General features: G+C 69.2%; 17 protein-coding genes and 1 pseudogene. 8 read left to right on the top strand and 10 right to left on the bottom strand.

The annotated features are described in order from the left end of the window. Window position 1 precedes the first annotated feature (1 nt). The 8 genes and pseudogenes from BLT59_RS01865 to BLT59_RS01830 all read left to right on the top strand — a co-directional run bounded on the left by BLT59_RS01865 (window position 2) and on the right by BLT59_RS01830 (window position 6,356). A complete protein-coding gene (locus BLT59_RS01865; RefSeq protein ID WP_244513783.1) occupies window positions 2–652 on the top strand; it encodes a response regulator transcription factor CtrA in 651 nt (216 codons plus the stop codon). Between the two features lie 93 nt (window positions 653–745). Beyond that, complete coding sequence (locus tag BLT59_RS01860) at window positions 746–1,255, top strand: Ros/MucR family transcriptional regulator (protein WP_091775669.1); 510 nt, start codon at window positions 746–748, stop codon at window positions 1,253–1,255. A 462-nt stretch (window positions 1,256–1,717) separates the two neighbouring features. Beyond that, window positions 1,718–1,927, top strand: coding sequence for a cold-shock protein (locus BLT59_RS01855; RefSeq protein ID WP_091775666.1), 210 nt, complete (start codon window positions 1,718–1,720; stop codon window positions 1,925–1,927). Between the two features lie 99 nt (window positions 1,928–2,026). Continuing rightward, window positions 2,027–2,395 (top strand): DUF6481 family protein, encoded by a 369-nt coding sequence (locus tag BLT59_RS01850; RefSeq protein ID WP_091775663.1) that lies wholly within the window; start codon window positions 2,027–2,029, stop codon window positions 2,393–2,395. Window positions 2,396–2,439: 44 nt separating this feature from the next. Continuing rightward, window positions 2,440–2,640 (top strand): hypothetical protein, encoded by a 201-nt coding sequence (locus BLT59_RS01845; RefSeq protein ID WP_091775660.1) that lies wholly within the window; start codon window positions 2,440–2,442, stop codon window positions 2,638–2,640. A 429-nt stretch (window positions 2,641–3,069) separates the two neighbouring features. After that, a pseudogene (locus BLT59_RS01840) lies at window positions 3,070–3,450 on the top strand (nuclear transport factor 2 family protein). 340 nt (window positions 3,451–3,790) lie between these two features. Further along, window positions 3,791–4,195, top strand: coding sequence for a thioesterase family protein (locus BLT59_RS01835; RefSeq protein ID WP_091775657.1), 405 nt, complete (start codon window positions 3,791–3,793; stop codon window positions 4,193–4,195). 208 nt (window positions 4,196–4,403) lie between these two features. Then, entirely contained in the window at window positions 4,404–6,356 is a 1,953-nt protein-coding gene (locus BLT59_RS01830; protein WP_091775655.1) for an AI-2E family transporter, read from the top strand. A 453-nt stretch (window positions 6,357–6,809) separates the two neighbouring features. On the opposite strand, the gene BLT59_RS01825 is transcribed toward BLT59_RS01830, so the two are convergent. From BLT59_RS01825 to BLT59_RS01780, 10 genes are read right to left on the bottom strand one after another with little or no spacing between them, the layout of a single operon-like run. Next, window positions 6,810–7,154 (bottom strand): RidA family protein, encoded by a 345-nt coding sequence (locus tag BLT59_RS01825; protein ID WP_091775652.1) that lies wholly within the window; start codon window positions 7,152–7,154, stop codon window positions 6,810–6,812. A gap of 29 nt (window positions 7,155–7,183) precedes the next feature. Next, complete coding sequence (locus BLT59_RS01820) at window positions 7,184–8,344, bottom strand: NAD(P)/FAD-dependent oxidoreductase (protein WP_091775649.1); 1,161 nt, start codon at window positions 8,342–8,344, stop codon at window positions 7,184–7,186. Beyond that, window positions 8,341–8,970 (bottom strand): hypothetical protein, encoded by a 630-nt coding sequence (locus BLT59_RS01815; RefSeq protein WP_091775646.1) that lies wholly within the window; start codon window positions 8,968–8,970, stop codon window positions 8,341–8,343. The genes BLT59_RS01820 and BLT59_RS01815 overlap by 4 nt, the downstream gene beginning before the upstream one ends. Continuing rightward, the gene (locus BLT59_RS01810; RefSeq protein ID WP_091775643.1) at window positions 8,967–10,364 is read right to left on the bottom strand and encodes an FAD/NAD(P)-dependent oxidoreductase; all 1,398 of its coding nucleotides are present in this window, start codon (window positions 10,362–10,364) and stop codon (window positions 8,967–8,969) included. Before BLT59_RS01810 ends, BLT59_RS01815 begins: the two co-directional genes overlap by 4 nt. Next, window positions 10,361–10,693 (bottom strand): (2Fe-2S)-binding protein, encoded by a 333-nt coding sequence (locus BLT59_RS01805; RefSeq protein ID WP_091775640.1) that lies wholly within the window; start codon window positions 10,691–10,693, stop codon window positions 10,361–10,363. Before BLT59_RS01805 ends, BLT59_RS01810 begins: the two co-directional genes overlap by 4 nt. Beyond that, on the bottom strand, window positions 10,674–11,807 hold the full coding sequence (locus tag BLT59_RS01800) for an NAD(P)/FAD-dependent oxidoreductase (protein ID WP_091775637.1): 1,134 nt from the start codon (window positions 11,805–11,807) through the stop codon (window positions 10,674–10,676). Before BLT59_RS01800 ends, BLT59_RS01805 begins: the two co-directional genes overlap by 20 nt. Next, the gene (locus BLT59_RS01795; protein ID WP_091775634.1) at window positions 11,804–12,604 is read right to left on the bottom strand and encodes an ABC transporter permease; all 801 of its coding nucleotides are present in this window, start codon (window positions 12,602–12,604) and stop codon (window positions 11,804–11,806) included. Before BLT59_RS01795 ends, BLT59_RS01800 begins: the two co-directional genes overlap by 4 nt. Further along, complete coding sequence (locus tag BLT59_RS01790) at window positions 12,601–13,485, bottom strand: ABC transporter permease (RefSeq protein ID WP_091775631.1); 885 nt, start codon at window positions 13,483–13,485, stop codon at window positions 12,601–12,603. Before BLT59_RS01790 ends, BLT59_RS01795 begins: the two co-directional genes overlap by 4 nt. After that, window positions 13,482–14,543 (bottom strand): ABC transporter ATP-binding protein, encoded by a 1,062-nt coding sequence (locus BLT59_RS01785; protein ID WP_091775628.1) that lies wholly within the window; start codon window positions 14,541–14,543, stop codon window positions 13,482–13,484. Before BLT59_RS01785 ends, BLT59_RS01790 begins: the two co-directional genes overlap by 4 nt. Further along, a complete protein-coding gene (locus BLT59_RS01780; RefSeq protein WP_091775625.1) occupies window positions 14,543–15,583 on the bottom strand; it encodes an ABC transporter substrate-binding protein in 1,041 nt (346 codons plus the stop codon). The genes BLT59_RS01785 and BLT59_RS01780 overlap by 1 nt, the downstream gene beginning before the upstream one ends. Window positions 15,584–15,686: the final 103 nt, after the last annotated feature.

The raw sequence follows: 15,686 nt of genomic DNA, 5'->3' as shown, positions 1-15,686 counted from the left end.
GCTGATGCTCAAGTCCGAGAACTTCAACACCTACACCACCGATCTCGGGGAAGAGGGTGTCGATCTCGGCAAGCTCTACGACTACGACATCATCCTCCTCGATCTGAACCTGCCCGACATGTCGGGCTACGAGGTGCTCCGCTCGCTCCGCGTGGCCAAGGTGAAGACGCCGATCCTGATCCTGTCCGGCATGGCCGGCATCGAGGACAAGGTGAAGGGCCTCGGCTTCGGGGCCGACGACTACCTGACCAAGCCGTTCCACAAGGACGAGCTGGTGGCGCGCATCCACGCCATCGTGCGCCGCTCGAAGGGCCACGCTCAGTCGGTGATCACCACCGGCGACCTGATCGTGAACCTCGACCAGAAGACCGTCGAGGTCGGCGGCGCCCGGGTCCACCTCACCGGTAAGGAGTACCAGATGCTGGAACTCCTCTCGCTGCGGAAGGGCACCACCCTCACCAAGGAGATGTTCCTCAACCATCTCTACGGCGGCATGGACGAGCCGGAGCTGAAGATCATCGACGTGTTCATCTGCAAGCTGCGCAAGAAGCTCGCCAACGCCAGCCAGGGCAAGAACTACATCGAGACCGTCTGGGGTCGCGGCTACGTCCTGCGCGAGGATGCTCCTGAAATGCGGGCGATGGCAAGTTGAAGAACCTGCGATTGAGGTAATTAAACGCTCTCGCCGTATTGATTTCCACGGCGCGTCGACGCAGATGCCCTGCTTCCCTCGAGCAGGTGCACCGTGGACAAAGATTTAGAACCGAACGAGCGTGGGGCAGCCAACTACTCCGAGCTGACGGCTGACCTTGTCTCAGCCTACGTGTCGAACAATCCTGTTCGGCCTTCCGATCTGCCGGACCTGCTCACCAGCGTTCACGCTGTGCTCGCTGGCCTGGGCCGGGGGGGCGCAGCCGCCGCTCCGGCCGTCGAGAAGCCCAGCCCCGCCCAGATTCGGAAGTCGATCACGCCGGACGCGCTGATCAGCTTCATCGACGGCAGGCCGTACAAGACGCTGAAGCGGCATCTCACCGGAAACGGCCTGACGTTCGAGGAGTACCGGGAACGTTACGGTCTGCCGCGAGACTATCCGACCACGGCTGCCAGCTACTCCGAGCAGCGCTCCAGGCTAGCCCTGTCCTTTGGACTTGGGCAGCAGCGTAAGAAGGTGGCGCCGGAGGCTGCCGCGGCTTCGGAGGCCGTTACGGAGAAGCCAAAACGGGGTCGCCGGTCGAAGGAGCGGCCCGGGGCATAATCGCGCACAGGATCCTGTTCTCAACGGCGGGAGATCCTTTCTTTCCCGATCGCGGAGGTTAAGCGCGCTCACATTCCCGCCCGCGAGCGTGCCGGCTACCCTGTCGTCTCCGTTCGCGTGCGGTCGGCGCGTTCCTTCAAGCCGAAAGTCACCAAGCAGGTCGCCCGGCGCCCTGCTGCGGCGTGTGATGTGCGCCAGAGCCAGCGATCCTGCGCAGGCACCTCACGGCGCGAGCGCCGAGACTATCGGTTCTCCAGGCATATCTGCCTCAGTCGGATGTGCGGTTGTGATTATCTGACGAATGGCGTACACGTATTAAATCGACTTTTGGCCAGATATTCGGCCGCACCGCCTCAACAGGGCGCGCGTTCTGCATCTCTCCCATTTTCGACGACCATCGACCGAGCGCGTGCGGTGCATGCGCTCAGCTTATTCGTTTGCCTATATGGATACGGAATACCTATGAGCATCGGCACCGTTAAGTGGTTCAACGACACCAAGGGTTTCGGCTTCATCCAGCCGGATGACGGCGGCAAGGACGTGTTCGTGCACATCTCCGCCGTCGAGCGCGCCGGTATGCGAAACCTGGTCGAAGGGCAGAAGGTCTCCTACGAGATGGAGACCGACCGTCGCAGCGGTAAGCAGTCCGCGGGCAACCTTCAGGCCGCTTGAGCCTCGCTCATCTGACTCTGACGAGTTTCGGAGCCGTTCCCCCGGGAGCGGCTTCATCTGTTTCTCGCCACCCCGACTACGCCGCGGTGCGCATAAGGAATGTACGTGGGTCAATTCAAAACCAACCAGCTCGTTGATCGTCTTGAGGCGACCGCCAAGGCGCGGCACGCCACACTTGCCCGGTTCCGGGCACGCCCCGCAGCCGACGATCCGGCCGTCCTCGCGCGGCAGGGGGCCCGGCAAGCCATCGTACAGGCGCGCGAGGTGCGGATCAGCGAGCGGGAAATAGCCCGTTCGGCGGCTGAGGCTGAGCGCGAAGCTGAAGCCCTGGCTGCAAGGGAGCGTGCCGCGGCCGAACTCGTCCGCCAAGCTGCCGAGAGAGCGGAACGGCAGGTCGCCCTCGCTGCCGAGCAGAAGGCTGCGCGCGACGCACGCTTTGCTGCCCGCAAGGCCAAGGCTCGCCGGTAGGCGCGCCCAGGATCGCAAGGCGCCAACAACCCAGAGGACGAGAGATGTCTCATAAGTTCAAGGTTGGTCAGAACGTTCGGCAGCTGGGTATCAGCTATGCCGGTAATAAGAGCACCGTCGTCGACGGCCTCTTTGAGGTGGTTCGGCTCATGCCTGACGACCGATCCGGTGAGCCTTGCTACCGGATCAAGTCGGCGGCGGGCGAGCGCGCTGCTCGCGAAGGCGAACTCACTCTCGCCTCCTGAACCACCGGCGCCGAACGAGATTCTGTAGAGTTCAGGCGGGTGAAGGCGGGGTCGGCATACTTGGCGAGGGGACCAGGTTCGTCGGGGTCGGCCGCGGTGATCAGGATGGCCTTGATGGATCATTTGGTCGTTTGAACACGGTCGAGGCTTTCAAGGAGCGCCGATCGAAGATGGAGCGGTGCCTTACGCTCCGTCTGTGATCCCTTCGCTACGCGCAGCGGTCGGACAACGTCGGCGGTCAGCGCAGGAGCGGCGACTGTCGAACCAATCCCCTCAACGGCAAGCGGAAGCGCGGCAGGTTGGTCGGGCTTCGCGATCAGCGGGAGGCCCGCTTCGATCGCCCTGGCGGCTTGCTCGCGGTAGCCTGTTGCGAGGCACGCGCGTGGTATGGTGGCCCAAGGTCGCCGGTCCTGCTCAGGGAGGCTCGCTATGAACGATCAACAGATTCGAGAGGCTCTGGATCGTCACTGGGCTGCATCCGACGCGGGCGACTTCGATCAGGAACATGCGATCTATCGGGACGACGCGGTCCTTGAGTACCCGCAATCAGGCGAGCGCATCCGCGGGCGGCGAAACATCCAGTCGTCCCGCGTTGCACAACCGAACCGGAAGCGCTTTGCCGTGCGGCGGATCATCGGTTCAGGGTGCCTCTGAGTTACCGAATATGTTCTGACGTATGACGGGCAGCCGTCTTACACCGTGAGCATCATGGAATTTCTGGAGGGGAAGGTGATCCGGGAGTCCCAGTATTTTGGCGATGCGTTCGAGCCGGGGGCGTCCCGAGCGCAATGGGCCGAGCGGATGGCGTGAAGCCGGGGCGTTGCGGAAAAGGGGCACCGAGCAAGGTCGGGGCCTGAAGTTTGGGGCGCCCCAGGGTCAGTGGCGATCTCGTCGCGCCGCTGCGTCGACTGGTCTCTGCGTCGTAAGAGGTCTTCTATCCCTCGCCGAGGGCGCACAGTCGCGCACGCTCAACCGCAGAGATTTGGGCGAACACGTCCTTGCCGCAGCACCTTCACGGTCGGACTTCTTGCTTGATCAGGTCAGGCACGCGCGCGACGGCCGGTCAGGACGGCAGCGGCGACAGCTCCGCGCTGCCCCAACGCGCTTGGCGGTTCAAACCGGTAGAGTGGTCCGGATCTGGAGAGAGCAGATGCAAGACATCCCATTGGGCGCAAAGGGCAGCTTCGCCATGCTGGTCCGTCCCCCGCATCTGGCGAACCAGTTCAAGGACACCACCCTGCCGCCCGTCTTTGCCACACCGATGATGATCCTGATCATGGAGAACGCAGCCCTCAACGCCATCCGCCAGTTCCTTGACCCCGGCGAGAGCGCCGTCGGAACGAAGGTCGACGTGAGCCATATGGCGGCGACCCCAGTCGGGCACCGGGTGAGAGCGGAGGCCGAGGTGGTGGGTGTGACGGGACGTCAGATCCAATTCCGAGTTGCGGCCTGGGATGAGGCAGAGCAGATTGGCGCCGGGACGCACGAGCGGATGGTGATCAACTTGGAGCGGCTCGAAAAACGTCTCGTCGACAAGCGGCCCTCCTCATCGTGAGGCGTGCGGGCGCCTGTCCGCTTCTGAGACGGATCGACTCCGAATCGGATGTGCCCCTTTCGGCCAGGTTCCGGCGGCCGCTTCGTGCACGGGGGCGCATGAGCGCCCCATCCAACAGGTCGAAAGTCTGAGGCTAAAACACGCGCGACAGCGTTACCCCGACTGTGTGCCGCGCAATGTCGGCGCAGCGACGAGGAGTATACGCCGCATGCCTGTCGACGAAGCCGCCCCGCGTCAGCCGGCTCAGGTTCCGCCGCCGCTCGTGCCAGGCCTGCGCGGGCTCCTGACCCTCGCTGTCGGCGTCGTGCTCGTCGCGGCCCTGTATTTCGGGCGCGAAGTGTTCATCCCGCTCGTGCTGGCCGTCCTGCTCAGCTTTGTCCTGGGCCCCGTCGTCAATCTGCTGCGCCGATTACGCCTCGGACGCGTGCCGTCCGTCATTGCCGCGGTCCTGCTCGCGCTCGGCGTCATCGGCGGCATCGGGGCAGTCATCGGCACGCAGGTCGCGGGCCTCGCCGGCAACCTGCCGCAGTACCAGGCGACCGTGCAGAGAAAGGTTGCGGGCCTGCAGCAGGGCTGGCTCGGCGAGGCCAACCGCGTCCTCCAAAAGTTCAATCACCAAGTCCACGACGTCGGCCAGAAGGCCGAAGCCGCCGGCACGACCGCCGAAACCGCACCGGCCGGGGACACGCCCAAGGCGCAGCTCGTGCGCGTGCAGGAGCCCGAGCTCTCCCCCCTGGCGCTGGCGGAGAAGGTGCTCGGGCCGATTGTTTCACCGCTGACCGATGTCGGCATCGTCCTGGTCGTGGTCGTGTTCCTGCTGATGCAGCGCGAGGATCTGCGCAACCGCATGATCCGCCTGTTCGGATCGAGCGACCTGCACCGCACGACGGTGGCCATGGACGACGCGGCGGGTCGGCTCGGCACCTACTTCCTCGCCCAGCTCGGCATGAACGCCACCTTCGGCGTCATCGTCGGTGCCGGTCTGTGGTTCATCGGCGTGCCCAATCCGCTCCTGTGGGGCGTCTTCTCGGCCATCATGCGCTTCGTCCCGTATATCGGTGCCATCGCGTCCGGCATCCTTCCGGTCGCCCTGGCCGCCGCCGTCGATCCGGGCTGGACGATGGTGATCGAGACCGCGGCGCTCTTCCTGATCGCCGAGCCGGTGTTCGGGCAGGTGATCGAGCCGCTGCTCTACGGCCACTCCACGGGCCTCTCGCCCTTCGCGGTGATCGTCTCGACGTTGTTCTGGGGCTTCTTGTGGGGGCCCATCGGCCTGATCCTGGCCACCCCGTTCACCGTCTGCCTCGTGGTGCTGGGGCGGCACGTGGACAGCCTGGAGTTCTTCGACGTGCTGCTGGGCGATCGGCCGCCGCTGACGCCGGTCGAGAACTTCTACCAGCGTATGCTCGCCGGCGACCCGGACGAGGTGCGTGACGTCGCGGAGGCGATGCTGAAGGAGCGCTCGCTGTCCTCGTATTACGACGAGGTGGCGCTCAAGGGTCTCCAGCTCGCCGCCAACGACTTCGCGCGCGGCGTGGTCACGCCGGCGCAGCTGGAGAACATCCGCGCCTCGGCCCGCTCGCTCGTGGAGGATTTCGAGGACCACCCCGACGCCGAGCCGGCGCGCGACGACAAGGCGGTCAACCCGAGCGAGACGCCGACCCTGGCCGAGCGGACCCATACCAAGACCGAGGCTGTGCCGGGCCAAGCCCCGCCGCGGGAGGCCCTTCCGGAGTCCTGGCGGGGCGAAGCGCCGGTGCTGTGTGTGGCGGGGCGGGGGCCCCTCGACGAGGCCTCTTCGGCGATGCTGGCCCAGTTGCTGCGCAAACATGGGCTCGGCGCGCGGGTCACCCCCTACCAAGCGGTCTCGCGCGAGCGCATTCGCGACCTCGACCTGACCGGCGTGGCGATGATCTGCATTTCCTATCTCGACATCACCGGCAACCCGGCGCACCTGCGCTACCTTCTGGAGCGCCTGAAGCGTCGCGCTCCGGGCGTTCCGGTGCTGGTGGGCCTCTGGCCGGTGGGCGAGAAGGTGCTCACCGACGCCGTGCTCGGTCGCGAGGTCGGGGCGGACGTCTATGTTTCCTCGCTGCGCGATGCCGTCGATGCGTGCCTAGGGACGGCAACCGAACGCGCGGACGAGGCCAGGGCCGCCTGAGGGCGTGGCATCTCCGCGTCGCGCGATCGCAACCCATCCCAAGGCGGTCGATCGCCGAAGGCGGGATGGCGGTCGCCAATGGCACTGTCGTCGGCACCCGGATCGGCGCCCCAGGCTTCCTGGCTCAATCCGCGTGCACCATCCGGACGTCGGGTACCGGGCGTGAGCCAATGAAGGTCAGGACCCTTCTGGTCGCGCTCGGCCTGGATGGCCGCCCCGTCTCGGTTCCGGGGTGCTCTGGATCGGGAACGCCATCAGGAAGGTCACGAGGGTCGTGCTGGTCTCGATGACCGGCTGTCACGTGTCAGAGAAGCCGAACAGCGGCCTTCCTGGGCGGGCAGGTTTCGGAGCAGGGTACCGCCGGTATCCGTCGGCCATCGCACCCGAAGGCGCGGGTCCCGATCCCGCACCTGCCGAGCGCGACGGCCGCAATCCCCTTGCCTCTGGCGATGCTCATCGCGCCGCGGTGATCACCGCCTCAATCAGGATCTGGGGACCGAGTTCGGCGACGCCGATGGTGGACCGGCTCGGCAAGGTTTCGGGGGCGAACCACGCGGTCCAGGCGGCGTTCATCTCGTCCTTGAGCGCCATGTCGGTGATGTAGAGCGTGGCCGTGAGGATCTTGGTCTTGTCGCTGCCCGTCTCGGCGAGCAGCGCGTCGATCCGCGCAAGGATCTGCTCCGTCTGCCCCCGCATCGATGCGGATCGATCTTCGGCCACGATGCCGCCGAAGTAGAGAACGCCGCCATGCTCGACCACGCGGTGCATGATGGGCGTACGGATATGACGTTGGATCATCGAAACGTGTCCTTCGGTTCCTGAGGATGCTAACCGGCGGGCTGCAGCAGGGCCGACCGGGTCTCGGAGACGGCGCCTGGCTGCCCGAAGCGGGCCGGGCCGAACGCCGCGATGGGGTGGCGCGACACGCCATCGAGCAGCAGGTCGGCGGCGATCTCGCCGACGAGCGGCGCCAGGGCGAAGCCGTGGCCGGAGAATCCGAAGGCGTGAACCAGCCCGTCCGCCACGGCGGACCGGCCGATGACCGGCAACTCGTCGGGCGTGACACCCTCGATCCCGGCCCAGGCATGCACGATCCGCGCGTCGCGCAGGATCGGGAAGAGGTCGAGGGCCGTGCGCGCCGAGTAGGCGAGGCGCGGGACATCGAGCCGGACGTCTCCCGTGTCGAGATTCGCGTGCCCTTTGTGGCCGCCTCCGATCATCACGTGCCCGGTCTCGGATTGCTTGAACGACAGTGGCCGGCCGGCCGCCCCGACGACCGGTGCCAGGAATGGCGGCAGAGCGTCCGTGAGCAGCATCTGGAAGGCGTTGAAGCCGAGCGGAATCGGCTCGCCGGCCGCGCGGGCGATGCGCCCGCCCCAGGCGCCTGCGGCGTTCAGAAGGAGCGGAGCGGCGTGCAGGTCCCCCTCGCGGGTCCGCAGCTGCCAGAGCCCGGCGCGGCGTTCCACCGTCGTGACGCGCGCGTCCTCGGCAATCTCGGCCCCTGCGGCCCGCGCCGCGCGGGCGAAGGCCAGCGTGGTGCGCAGGGGCGCCGCGAAGCCGTCGCGGCGCGTGACGATGCCGCCCACGACATGGGGCGCGACCGCGGGGAGCAGCCGGCGCACCGTCGCGGCATCGGCCAGTTCCTCGTGCGCCCAGCCCTCGGCGCGCAGGCGCGCGACCCGCTCGGACAGGCGTGCGAGTTCCGCCTGGGTCTCGGCCACCCTGACCTGCCCGGCGGCGTGGAAGCCGCAGCCATCGCCGACGAGGTCCGCGATCCGGTGCCAGCGCGCGATGGCCTCCAGGGCGAGCGGCACTTCGGCGATGTGTCGGCCCAGCGTGCGCACGCCGCCCGCTGAATAACCCGAGGCCTGGGCCGCGACCTGTCGGGCCTCGAGCACGCGCACCCGTCGACCGGTCCGGGCCAGGTGCAGGGCGGCGGACAGGCCGTGCAGACCGCCGCCGACGACGAGGATGTCGGGATCCGTCATGCGAGTGCGCCCTCGTCCCTCTGCGGCGGGATCGGCTCCGGCATCGCCGCGACGAGGCCGGCCAGGGCCGCGAGACTCACCGGCCGGGCCGGCACCACCGCGCCCAGGATCGCGCGCTGCGCGAGCGCGGGCCCGTTCCGCCCGGGTCCCACGGGCTGTTCCAGGAGGGACGCGAGGGCGACCGGGTCGAGCCGCGTCGCGGCGGGATCCAAGGCCGACCGCGCCTCTTCCAGCTGCAGGACCCGCGGATCTGCGCGCAGGGCGCGCGCCGCGGCGACGGCCTGCCGCTCCGCGTCCTGCGGGGTGGCCGCGCCAGTGCCGCGCCCGGCCAGCGCGACGCCGGGCACGCTCGTCCGCCCCTCGGCATCGGTCAGCACCCGTCCGTCCGAGACGGCGCAGCCGAGCGCCGCGAGCAGCAACGGCTCATCGGCGCAGACGAGCAGGATGTCGAACGGCTCCGCCCAGACTCGCCCACCGCCCTCGACCCAGACATGGCCGGGCTCCGCATGCCAGGCCGTGGCTTGGGGCCGGGCGATCAGGACGGCCCCCGGAAGCTCGACCAAGGCGGCGCGTCCGGCCGGGCCGCCGCCGACGATCACTGCGCGGCATGTCTCGGCGGCGGTCACGCGGTCAGCTCCGGGATCGCATCGGGCCGCTGGTTGGCCAACTCGCCCACCGTCATCGGTTTGAAGGGGGCGCGCGGCCGCAGGGCGCCGACCGACTCCATGGAGGTGCCACGGGTCTCGGCGATCAGTCCTGCGACGACGGTTCCGCACATGCGGCCCTGGCAGGGCCCCATGCCGGCCCGCAGATACGCCTTGACCTGGTTCGGCCCGGCGGCGCCGAGGCGGGCGGCGTCGCGGATCTGCCCGGCCGTGATCTCCTCGCAGCGGCACACGATCGTGTCGTCGGTGGGGGCGAGCACGCCCGGGCCCGGGCGGTAGAGGCGATCGAGGAAGGGCCGCAGCGCCAGGGCTGCGTGTCGGGCCTTCGACGCATCCGCGGCGCGGGTCTCGCGGACGGCAGCGTCGAACCGGCCGAGGCGGTGAGCCGCGTCGATCGCGGCCAGACGACCGCCCGCGGCCGCGGCCTCCCAGCCGCCGATGCCGCCGCCATCGCCGGCGACGGCGACATTCGCATGACTCGTGGCGCCCCACCGGTCGAGACGCGGCCGCCAGCAGAGCTGCCGCGCATCCCAATCATGATCGAGCCCGAGTGCCCGGGTGATGTGCGTGGAGGGGATCACCCCCTCGTGAAGGAGGAGCGTGTCGCAGGCGAGCGCGTGGTCGCGGCTCCCCTGGCGCCAGCGCACGGTCCGGATCCGGCCGTCGCCCTCTGCCCGCAGGTCGCGGACATTGCGCACCACGCGCAGGCCGCGCGCCCGCGTCTCGCGCATCAGGGCCAGGCCCTTCGCCAGGAGCTTGCGGCCGGTCCAGAGGCCGCCGGCCCGCAGCGCGTCCCGGAACGCGCCGCCGGAGCCGGTCTCGAGGAGGGTCAGCCGCTCGACGCCGGCGCGCAGCAACTGCACGGCGAGCAGCCAGCAGAGCGGACCCTGTCCGGCGATCACCACGGATCCGTCCGGCACGGCGCCGGCCGTCTTGAGCAGGATCTGGGCGGCGCCCGCGCTCATGACGCCGGGGAGCGTCCAGCCGGCGATCGGCACCGGCCGCTCCTGGGCGCCGGTGGCGAGCAGGATGCGCCGGGCCTGGATCTCCGCGGTGGCACCGCCCGAGACCACGGAGAGCAGGCCGGCCTCGGGATCGAGGTGCCAGAGCGTCGTCTGCGGACGGTAGGCGATGCCCCGGACCGCGCGGAAGGCGGCCGCCAGGGCACCGCCGGCATCGCGGAACTCGCCGGCGAGCGCCGCGTCTCCCGAGGCTGCCTCCACTGCGCGGAACACCTGGCCGCCCGGAGCGGGCTGCTCGTCCAGCACGGTGACCGAGAGTCCGAGGGCGGCCGCCTCGATGCCGGCGGCCATGCCGGCCGGGCCGGCGCCCACGATGGCGAGATCGTAGATCATGCCGCCTCCGGCGCCGTGTCATCGGCCCGAGCCACCCGCGCACCGATCTGCGGCTCGATCCGCATGCCCGGAGCGACCGGCACGAGGCAGGACTGGCGGTTGGCGACGCCGTCGATCTCGGCGAGGCAGTCGAAGCAGATTCCGATCATGCAATAGGGCAGGCGCGGAGCCCCGCCGACCGGCGTCGTGCGGATCGCCGGCGCTCCGGAGAGCAGGACGGCGGCGGCCGCCGAGGCGCCCTCGGGAACGCGGAGTGGCCGGCCCGCGACGAAGACCTCCACCAGCCGGTCCTGGGTGGCCGGACGGGCCTCAGGCCGTCTTCTGAACATGGAAGCGTCTCGCGCTGAAGGGGGACAGATCCGGCGCCAGGGCACCAGCGGCGATCATCGGGGCGAGCAGGCTCGCATGCGCGCCCGCCAGCGTGACGCCCGAGTGGCAATTGGCGATGTAGGCGCCGGGGAAGCGCTCGGACGCGTCGTAGATCGGCTTGCCATCGGGCGACATGACGCGCAGCGCCGCCCAGGCCCGGACGATGTTCAGCTCGGCGATCCACGGGAAGGTCTGGACCGCCCGCCGCGCGATGGCGCGCATGATCGCCGGCGTCTGGGTCAGCGTGTCGAAGCCCAGATCCTCCTTGCTGTCGCCGAGGAGCAGCGAGCCCTCCTCGGTCTGGCGGACGACGTGGGTCGGCAAGGCGAGCACCTGCCGCGCGCGCTCCGTGACCAGAATTTGCCCGCGTTCGGGCCGCAGGGGGGCGGACAGGCCGACGAGGGGCGCAAGATCGGCGTTGCCGAGGCCCGAGGCGAGGACGAGCCGCGGCGCCCGGACGGTGTCGGCCCCGAGATCGACGGCGAAATCGCCCGGCAACGCCTTGATGGCCGTGACGAGGGCGTTCGGCCGGTAGAGGCCGCCCGCCCCCTGGAACGCTGCGTGGAGCGCGCGCAGGAGGTGCAGCGGGCTCGCGTGGCCATCGTAGGGCGTCCAGGACGCGCCCACCACCTGCGGTCCGAGCCCCGGCACCATGTCGTGCAGCTCGGCGGCCGTGATCATGCGATATTCGTAGCCGGCGTTGCCGGCCTCCCGGCGCAACTGGCCCATCAGTGCGTCGCGCTGGGCCATCTCGTCGTCGGAGAAGCAGAAATGCAGGCCGCCCGGCTGGTGCAGCCCGACGCCGATGCCCGTTGCCTCGAGGAGATCAGCGGCCAGCTCTGGCCACGCCCGGGCCGAGGCGTGGGTCCAGTGCTGGTAATGCGGCGCGCCGAGGCCCTTCGACTGGACCCAGACCAGACCGAAATTGCCGCGGCTCGCCCGGTGGGCGACATCGCCCTCGTCGAGCATCACGGTCGACAGGCCTTGCCGTTGGAGCCCGTAGGCGATGGCCGCCCCCACCAGCCCGCCGCCGATCACGATGGCGTCCCGCGTCGCGTGTCCGATCGCGTTCATGCGCGGCGCTCCCCGGTGAGCAGGCGGTCGATCGGGTAGAAGCGATCGAGCACCAGGAGGACCAGGGCGGTGACGAGGATCAGTGCCGCCGAGACCGACGCGACCAGCGGGTCGGTCATCTGGTCGATGTAGTTGAACAGCTGCACCGGCAGCGGGTTGGCCGCTGGCGAGGCGAGGAACAGGCTCACCGTCAATTCGTCGAAGCTGGTGACGAAGGCCAGGATCCAGCCGCCCGCCAGGCCCGGCGCGATCAGCGGCAGCGTCACACGCCGGAACACCGTGAACCGGTCGGCGCCGAGGCTCTCCGCGGCACGCTCGATGCGCGGATCGAGGCCCGACAGGCCAGCGCCGACGAGGCGCAGCATGTAGGGCGTGATCACGATGATATGGGCCGCCACGAGGCCCGCGAAGCTGCCCGAGAGGCCGAATCCCGAGAAGAAGCGCAGCAGCGCCACGCCGAGCACGACGTGCGGGATCATCAGCGGCGAGGCGAGGATCGCCACCAGCGTGCCGCGGCCGGGAAAGCGCCAGCGCGCGATCGCCAGGGCGGCCGGGACGGCGATCAGAGCCGAGAGGGTCGCGGCCGTCACTCCGAGGCGGACGCTGTACCAGAAGCTCTCCAGGAAGCGCGGGTTCTCGCCGATCGCTCGCCACCAGCGCAGGGAGAGGCCTTCGAACGGCAGGGCGAGATAGCCCTGGCCGGTGAAGGAGACGGCGATCACCACGAGAAGCGGCGCAAGGATGAAGGCGAGGAACAAGGCGTGGAAGGCGAGCGCCAGGGGACCGTTGCGGCTCATGCCGGGCCTCCCCGCGCGACCTCGCCCAGGCGGCGCAGCGCCCGCTTCTCGACCAGCCGCGTCCAGAGGAGCGTGGCGAGCAGGATCGCCGCCATGAGCACGGTCGCCAGCGCGGCGCCCAACGGCCAGTTCAGGGTGTTGAGGAACTCGTTGTAGGTCATGCTGGACACGACCTTCAGCCGCTTGCCTCCGAGCATGGCGGGGGTCGCGAAGGCGGAGGCCGAGAGGCAGAACACCATCAGCGCCCCGGCCAGGACGCCGGGCATGACGTTGGGCAGCACGATCCGGGTGAAGATCGTGAAGCGTCCGGCGCCGAGGCTGATGGCCGCCCGCTCCAGCACCGGATCCAGCCGGCCGAGGCTCGCCCAGACGGACAGGACCACGAGCGGGACCATCACGTGGACGAGGCCGATCACCACGGCGAGTTCCGTGAACATCAGCCGGAAGGGGGCGCCGGGCATGTGGAGGGCGGTCATAGCCTGGTTCACGAGCCCGTTCGTGCCGAGCAGGACCATCCAGCCGAAGTTGCGCACCACGACCGAGACCAACAGCGGGCCGACGACGATGAGGAGCATCGGTCCACGCCAGCGCGGATCCATGCGGTGGATGATCCAGGCTTCGGGCACCCCGATGAGGAGGCAGATCAGGGTGGTCAGCGCGGCGATGCGGAAGGTCCGGGCGAGCGCCTCGCCGAAGAGCGGATCGGTCAGGAGGTCCCGGTAATTCGCGAGATTCCAGCCCGGCAGGATACCGTCCTGGAAGTCGAAGCCGTGCAGGCTCAGCGCCAGCACGCCGGCGAGGGGGACGAGCAGCGCCCCGGCATAGACGAGGGCGGACGGCGCTGTCAGCAGCGCGGGTGTCAGGCGGTCGAGGCGGGTCATGCCGGCTCCAGCCGCCGCAGGCTGTGGGCGTCCCAATCCAGCGTCACTGCGGCCCCCTCGTCGAGGGGCGTCGCTCCGGTGTTCTGCGCCATGACGGCGAAGGCGCCCAGCGCCGTCTCCACCGTGTATAGCCAGAACCCGCCGAGGAAGAGCCGTGCCTGCACGCGTCCGTCCAGCCCGGGCGCACTCTCGGCAGTGCGCTCGCAGCGAATGCGCAGGCGTTCCGGCCGGATCGTCAGGAGGATCTCGCCGTGCCGGTCGGCGAGTTCCGGCGGCAGAGAGAAGCGGTGGCCCGCCGCCTCCGCCTCGCCGGATGCGGCCCGGGCAGGCAGGCGGTTGCTGCGGCCGAGAAAGTCGGCGACGAACGCGTCGGCCGGGATATCGTAGGCCTGCCAGGGCGCGTCGATCTGGACGACCCGGCCGCCCTGCATGATCGCCACCCGGTCGCACAGCGCCATCGCCTCGGCCTGATCGTGCGTGACCAGGACCGTGGTGACGCCGATGCGGCGCTGCAGCGCGCGCAATTCCACCTGCATCTCCTCGCGCAGCTTGGCGTCGAGGTTCGAGAGCGGCTCGTCGAGGAGCAGCAAGCGCGGCTCGAACACCAGCGCCCGCGCCAGGGCGACGCGCTGCTGCTGGCCACCCGACATGTTGCGCGGGAAGCGATCGGCGAGATGGCCGAGGCGGACCTGGGCCAGGGCCTCGGCGACCCGCTTGGCCCGTTCCGCCTTCGGTACGCCGCGCATCTCCAGCCCGAAGGCCACGTTCTCGGCGGCGGTCATATGCGGGAACAGGGCGTAGGACTGGAACACGAGACCGATGCCGCGCTTGGCCGGCGGAATTCCGGCCAGATCACGCCCCTCCATCAGGACGTGGCCGCGGCTCGGCGTCTCGAACCCGGCGATCATCTGCAGCGTCGTCGTCTTGCCGCAGCCGGAGGGACCGAGGAGGCCGAGGAACTCGCCGGGCGCGACCGTGAGGCTGACCGCGCGCACGGCGGTCACGGTGCCGTAATCCTTGCCGACGCCGTCGAGCGTGAGGAAGGCGGGCGCGGACATCAGCGCTCGACCTGCCGCTGCCACTGCCGCGTCCAGTCGGCGCGGTTACGGTTGACCACGTTCCAGTCGAGGCCGATCAGCGTGCGGACCTGATCCTCGCCGTAGATGACGCGGCTTGCGACGTCCGGAGGCAGCTTCGTCGACCGGTTGGTCGGGCCTGCCCCGTACTGCGTGGCGAAGATCTCCTGGACCTTTGGCGAGACGAGGTAGGCGAGGAACCTGTCGGCGAGCGCCGGCTCGGGGCTGTCGGCAATGGCACAGCCCGCCGTCATCAGTACCACCGCGCCCTCCTTGGGCCGGGCGATGGCGAGGGGAAATCCCGCCTGCTGCATGGCCGCGACCCGAGACGAGCCCCAGACGGCCAGCCAGATCTCCCCCGACTGGAACATCTCGCTCATCTTGCCGGGACTGCTCTCGTAGGCGAGCACGTTCGGATTGATCTGCTGGCGCATGACCTTCAGACCCGGGGCGATGTCGCTATCGCTGCCACCGTGGATCCGCGCCATCATCGCCAGGGTGTGGACGCCGTAGGTGTTGTCGATGCCGGGGATCGCGATCCGCTGCCGGTATTCCGGCCGGGCCAGATCCATCCAGGAGGTCGGCGCCGGAAAGCCCCGCTCCCCGAAGAGCTTCGTGTTGTAGGCGATCCCGGTGAAGCCGAAGCCGGTGCCTACGGCATGGTCATCGCCCAGGACGGCGATGGGATAGACCCCGTCCCGGATCGCGTCGGGGAGCTTCCCGCACAGCCCGAGCGACACCGCCTGGACCATAGGACCGTCGTCGAGCACCGCGACGCCGACGGTTTGGTTGCCGCGCTGCGCCTGCATGCGGGCGAGGTTGTCGGAAGAGTTGCCGGTCAGATAGTCGATCCGAACATTGTTCTCGCGCTCGAAGGCCGGAATGACGCTCGTGCGCATGATCTGCTCGTAGCTGCCGCCGTAACCGGCAACCGTCAGGCGCTGCTCGGCCGAGGCCGGGGACGCCGCCAGGACGAGCGCTGCGGCCGTTGCGGTAAAGAATCCCTGTATCGCCCGCAGCATTGCTTTGCCTCCGTGAGCAGTCGGAAAGCTATCCGTGGGTATGAAGTAAGCAGGACGCTCCTCTGTTGAGCATTCCAGCCACTTTTCGACCCTGAATTCTTAT

This window comes from Methylobacterium sp. UNC378MF, assembly GCF_900103195.1.
Classification (GTDB): Bacteria; Pseudomonadota; Alphaproteobacteria; order Rhizobiales; family Beijerinckiaceae; genus Methylobacterium.
Note: the sequence above shows the minus strand (reverse complement) of the source record. Positions and strands in the feature narration are given on the sequence as shown.

Coding starts and splice junctions, on each gene's coding strand:
- BLT59_RS01820 (WP_091775649.1), bottom strand. CDS start 8,344: ATGACGGATCCCGACATCCTCGTCGTCGGCGGCGGTCTGCACGGCCTG.
- BLT59_RS01845 (WP_091775660.1), top strand. CDS start 2,440: ATGTCTCATAAGTTCAAGGTTGGTCAGAACGTTCGGCAGCTGGGTATC.
- BLT59_RS01780 (WP_091775625.1), bottom strand. CDS start 15,583: ATGCTGCGGGCGATACAGGGATTCTTTACCGCAACGGCCGCAGCGCTC.
- BLT59_RS01805 (WP_091775640.1), bottom strand. CDS start 10,693: ATGTTCAGAAGACGGCCTGAGGCCCGTCCGGCCACCCAGGACCGGCTG.
- BLT59_RS01855 (WP_091775666.1), top strand. CDS start 1,718: ATGAGCATCGGCACCGTTAAGTGGTTCAACGACACCAAGGGTTTCGGC.
- BLT59_RS01830 (WP_091775655.1), top strand. CDS start 4,404: ATGCCTGTCGACGAAGCCGCCCCGCGTCAGCCGGCTCAGGTTCCGCCG.
- BLT59_RS01835 (WP_091775657.1), top strand. CDS start 3,791: ATGCAAGACATCCCATTGGGCGCAAAGGGCAGCTTCGCCATGCTGGTC.
- BLT59_RS01790 (WP_091775631.1), bottom strand. CDS start 13,485: ATGACCCGCCTCGACCGCCTGACACCCGCGCTGCTGACAGCGCCGTCC.
- BLT59_RS01810 (WP_091775643.1), bottom strand. CDS start 10,364: ATGATCTACGATCTCGCCATCGTGGGCGCCGGCCCGGCCGGCATGGCC.
- BLT59_RS01800 (WP_091775637.1), bottom strand. CDS start 11,807: ATGAACGCGATCGGACACGCGACGCGGGACGCCATCGTGATCGGCGGC.
- BLT59_RS01850 (WP_091775663.1), top strand. CDS start 2,027: ATGTACGTGGGTCAATTCAAAACCAACCAGCTCGTTGATCGTCTTGAG.
- BLT59_RS01785 (WP_091775628.1), bottom strand. CDS start 14,543: ATGTCCGCGCCCGCCTTCCTCACGCTCGACGGCGTCGGCAAGGATTAC.
- BLT59_RS01825 (WP_091775652.1), bottom strand. CDS start 7,154: ATGATCCAACGTCATATCCGTACGCCCATCATGCACCGCGTGGTCGAG.
- BLT59_RS01795 (WP_091775634.1), bottom strand. CDS start 12,604: ATGAGCCGCAACGGTCCCCTGGCGCTCGCCTTCCACGCCTTGTTCCTC.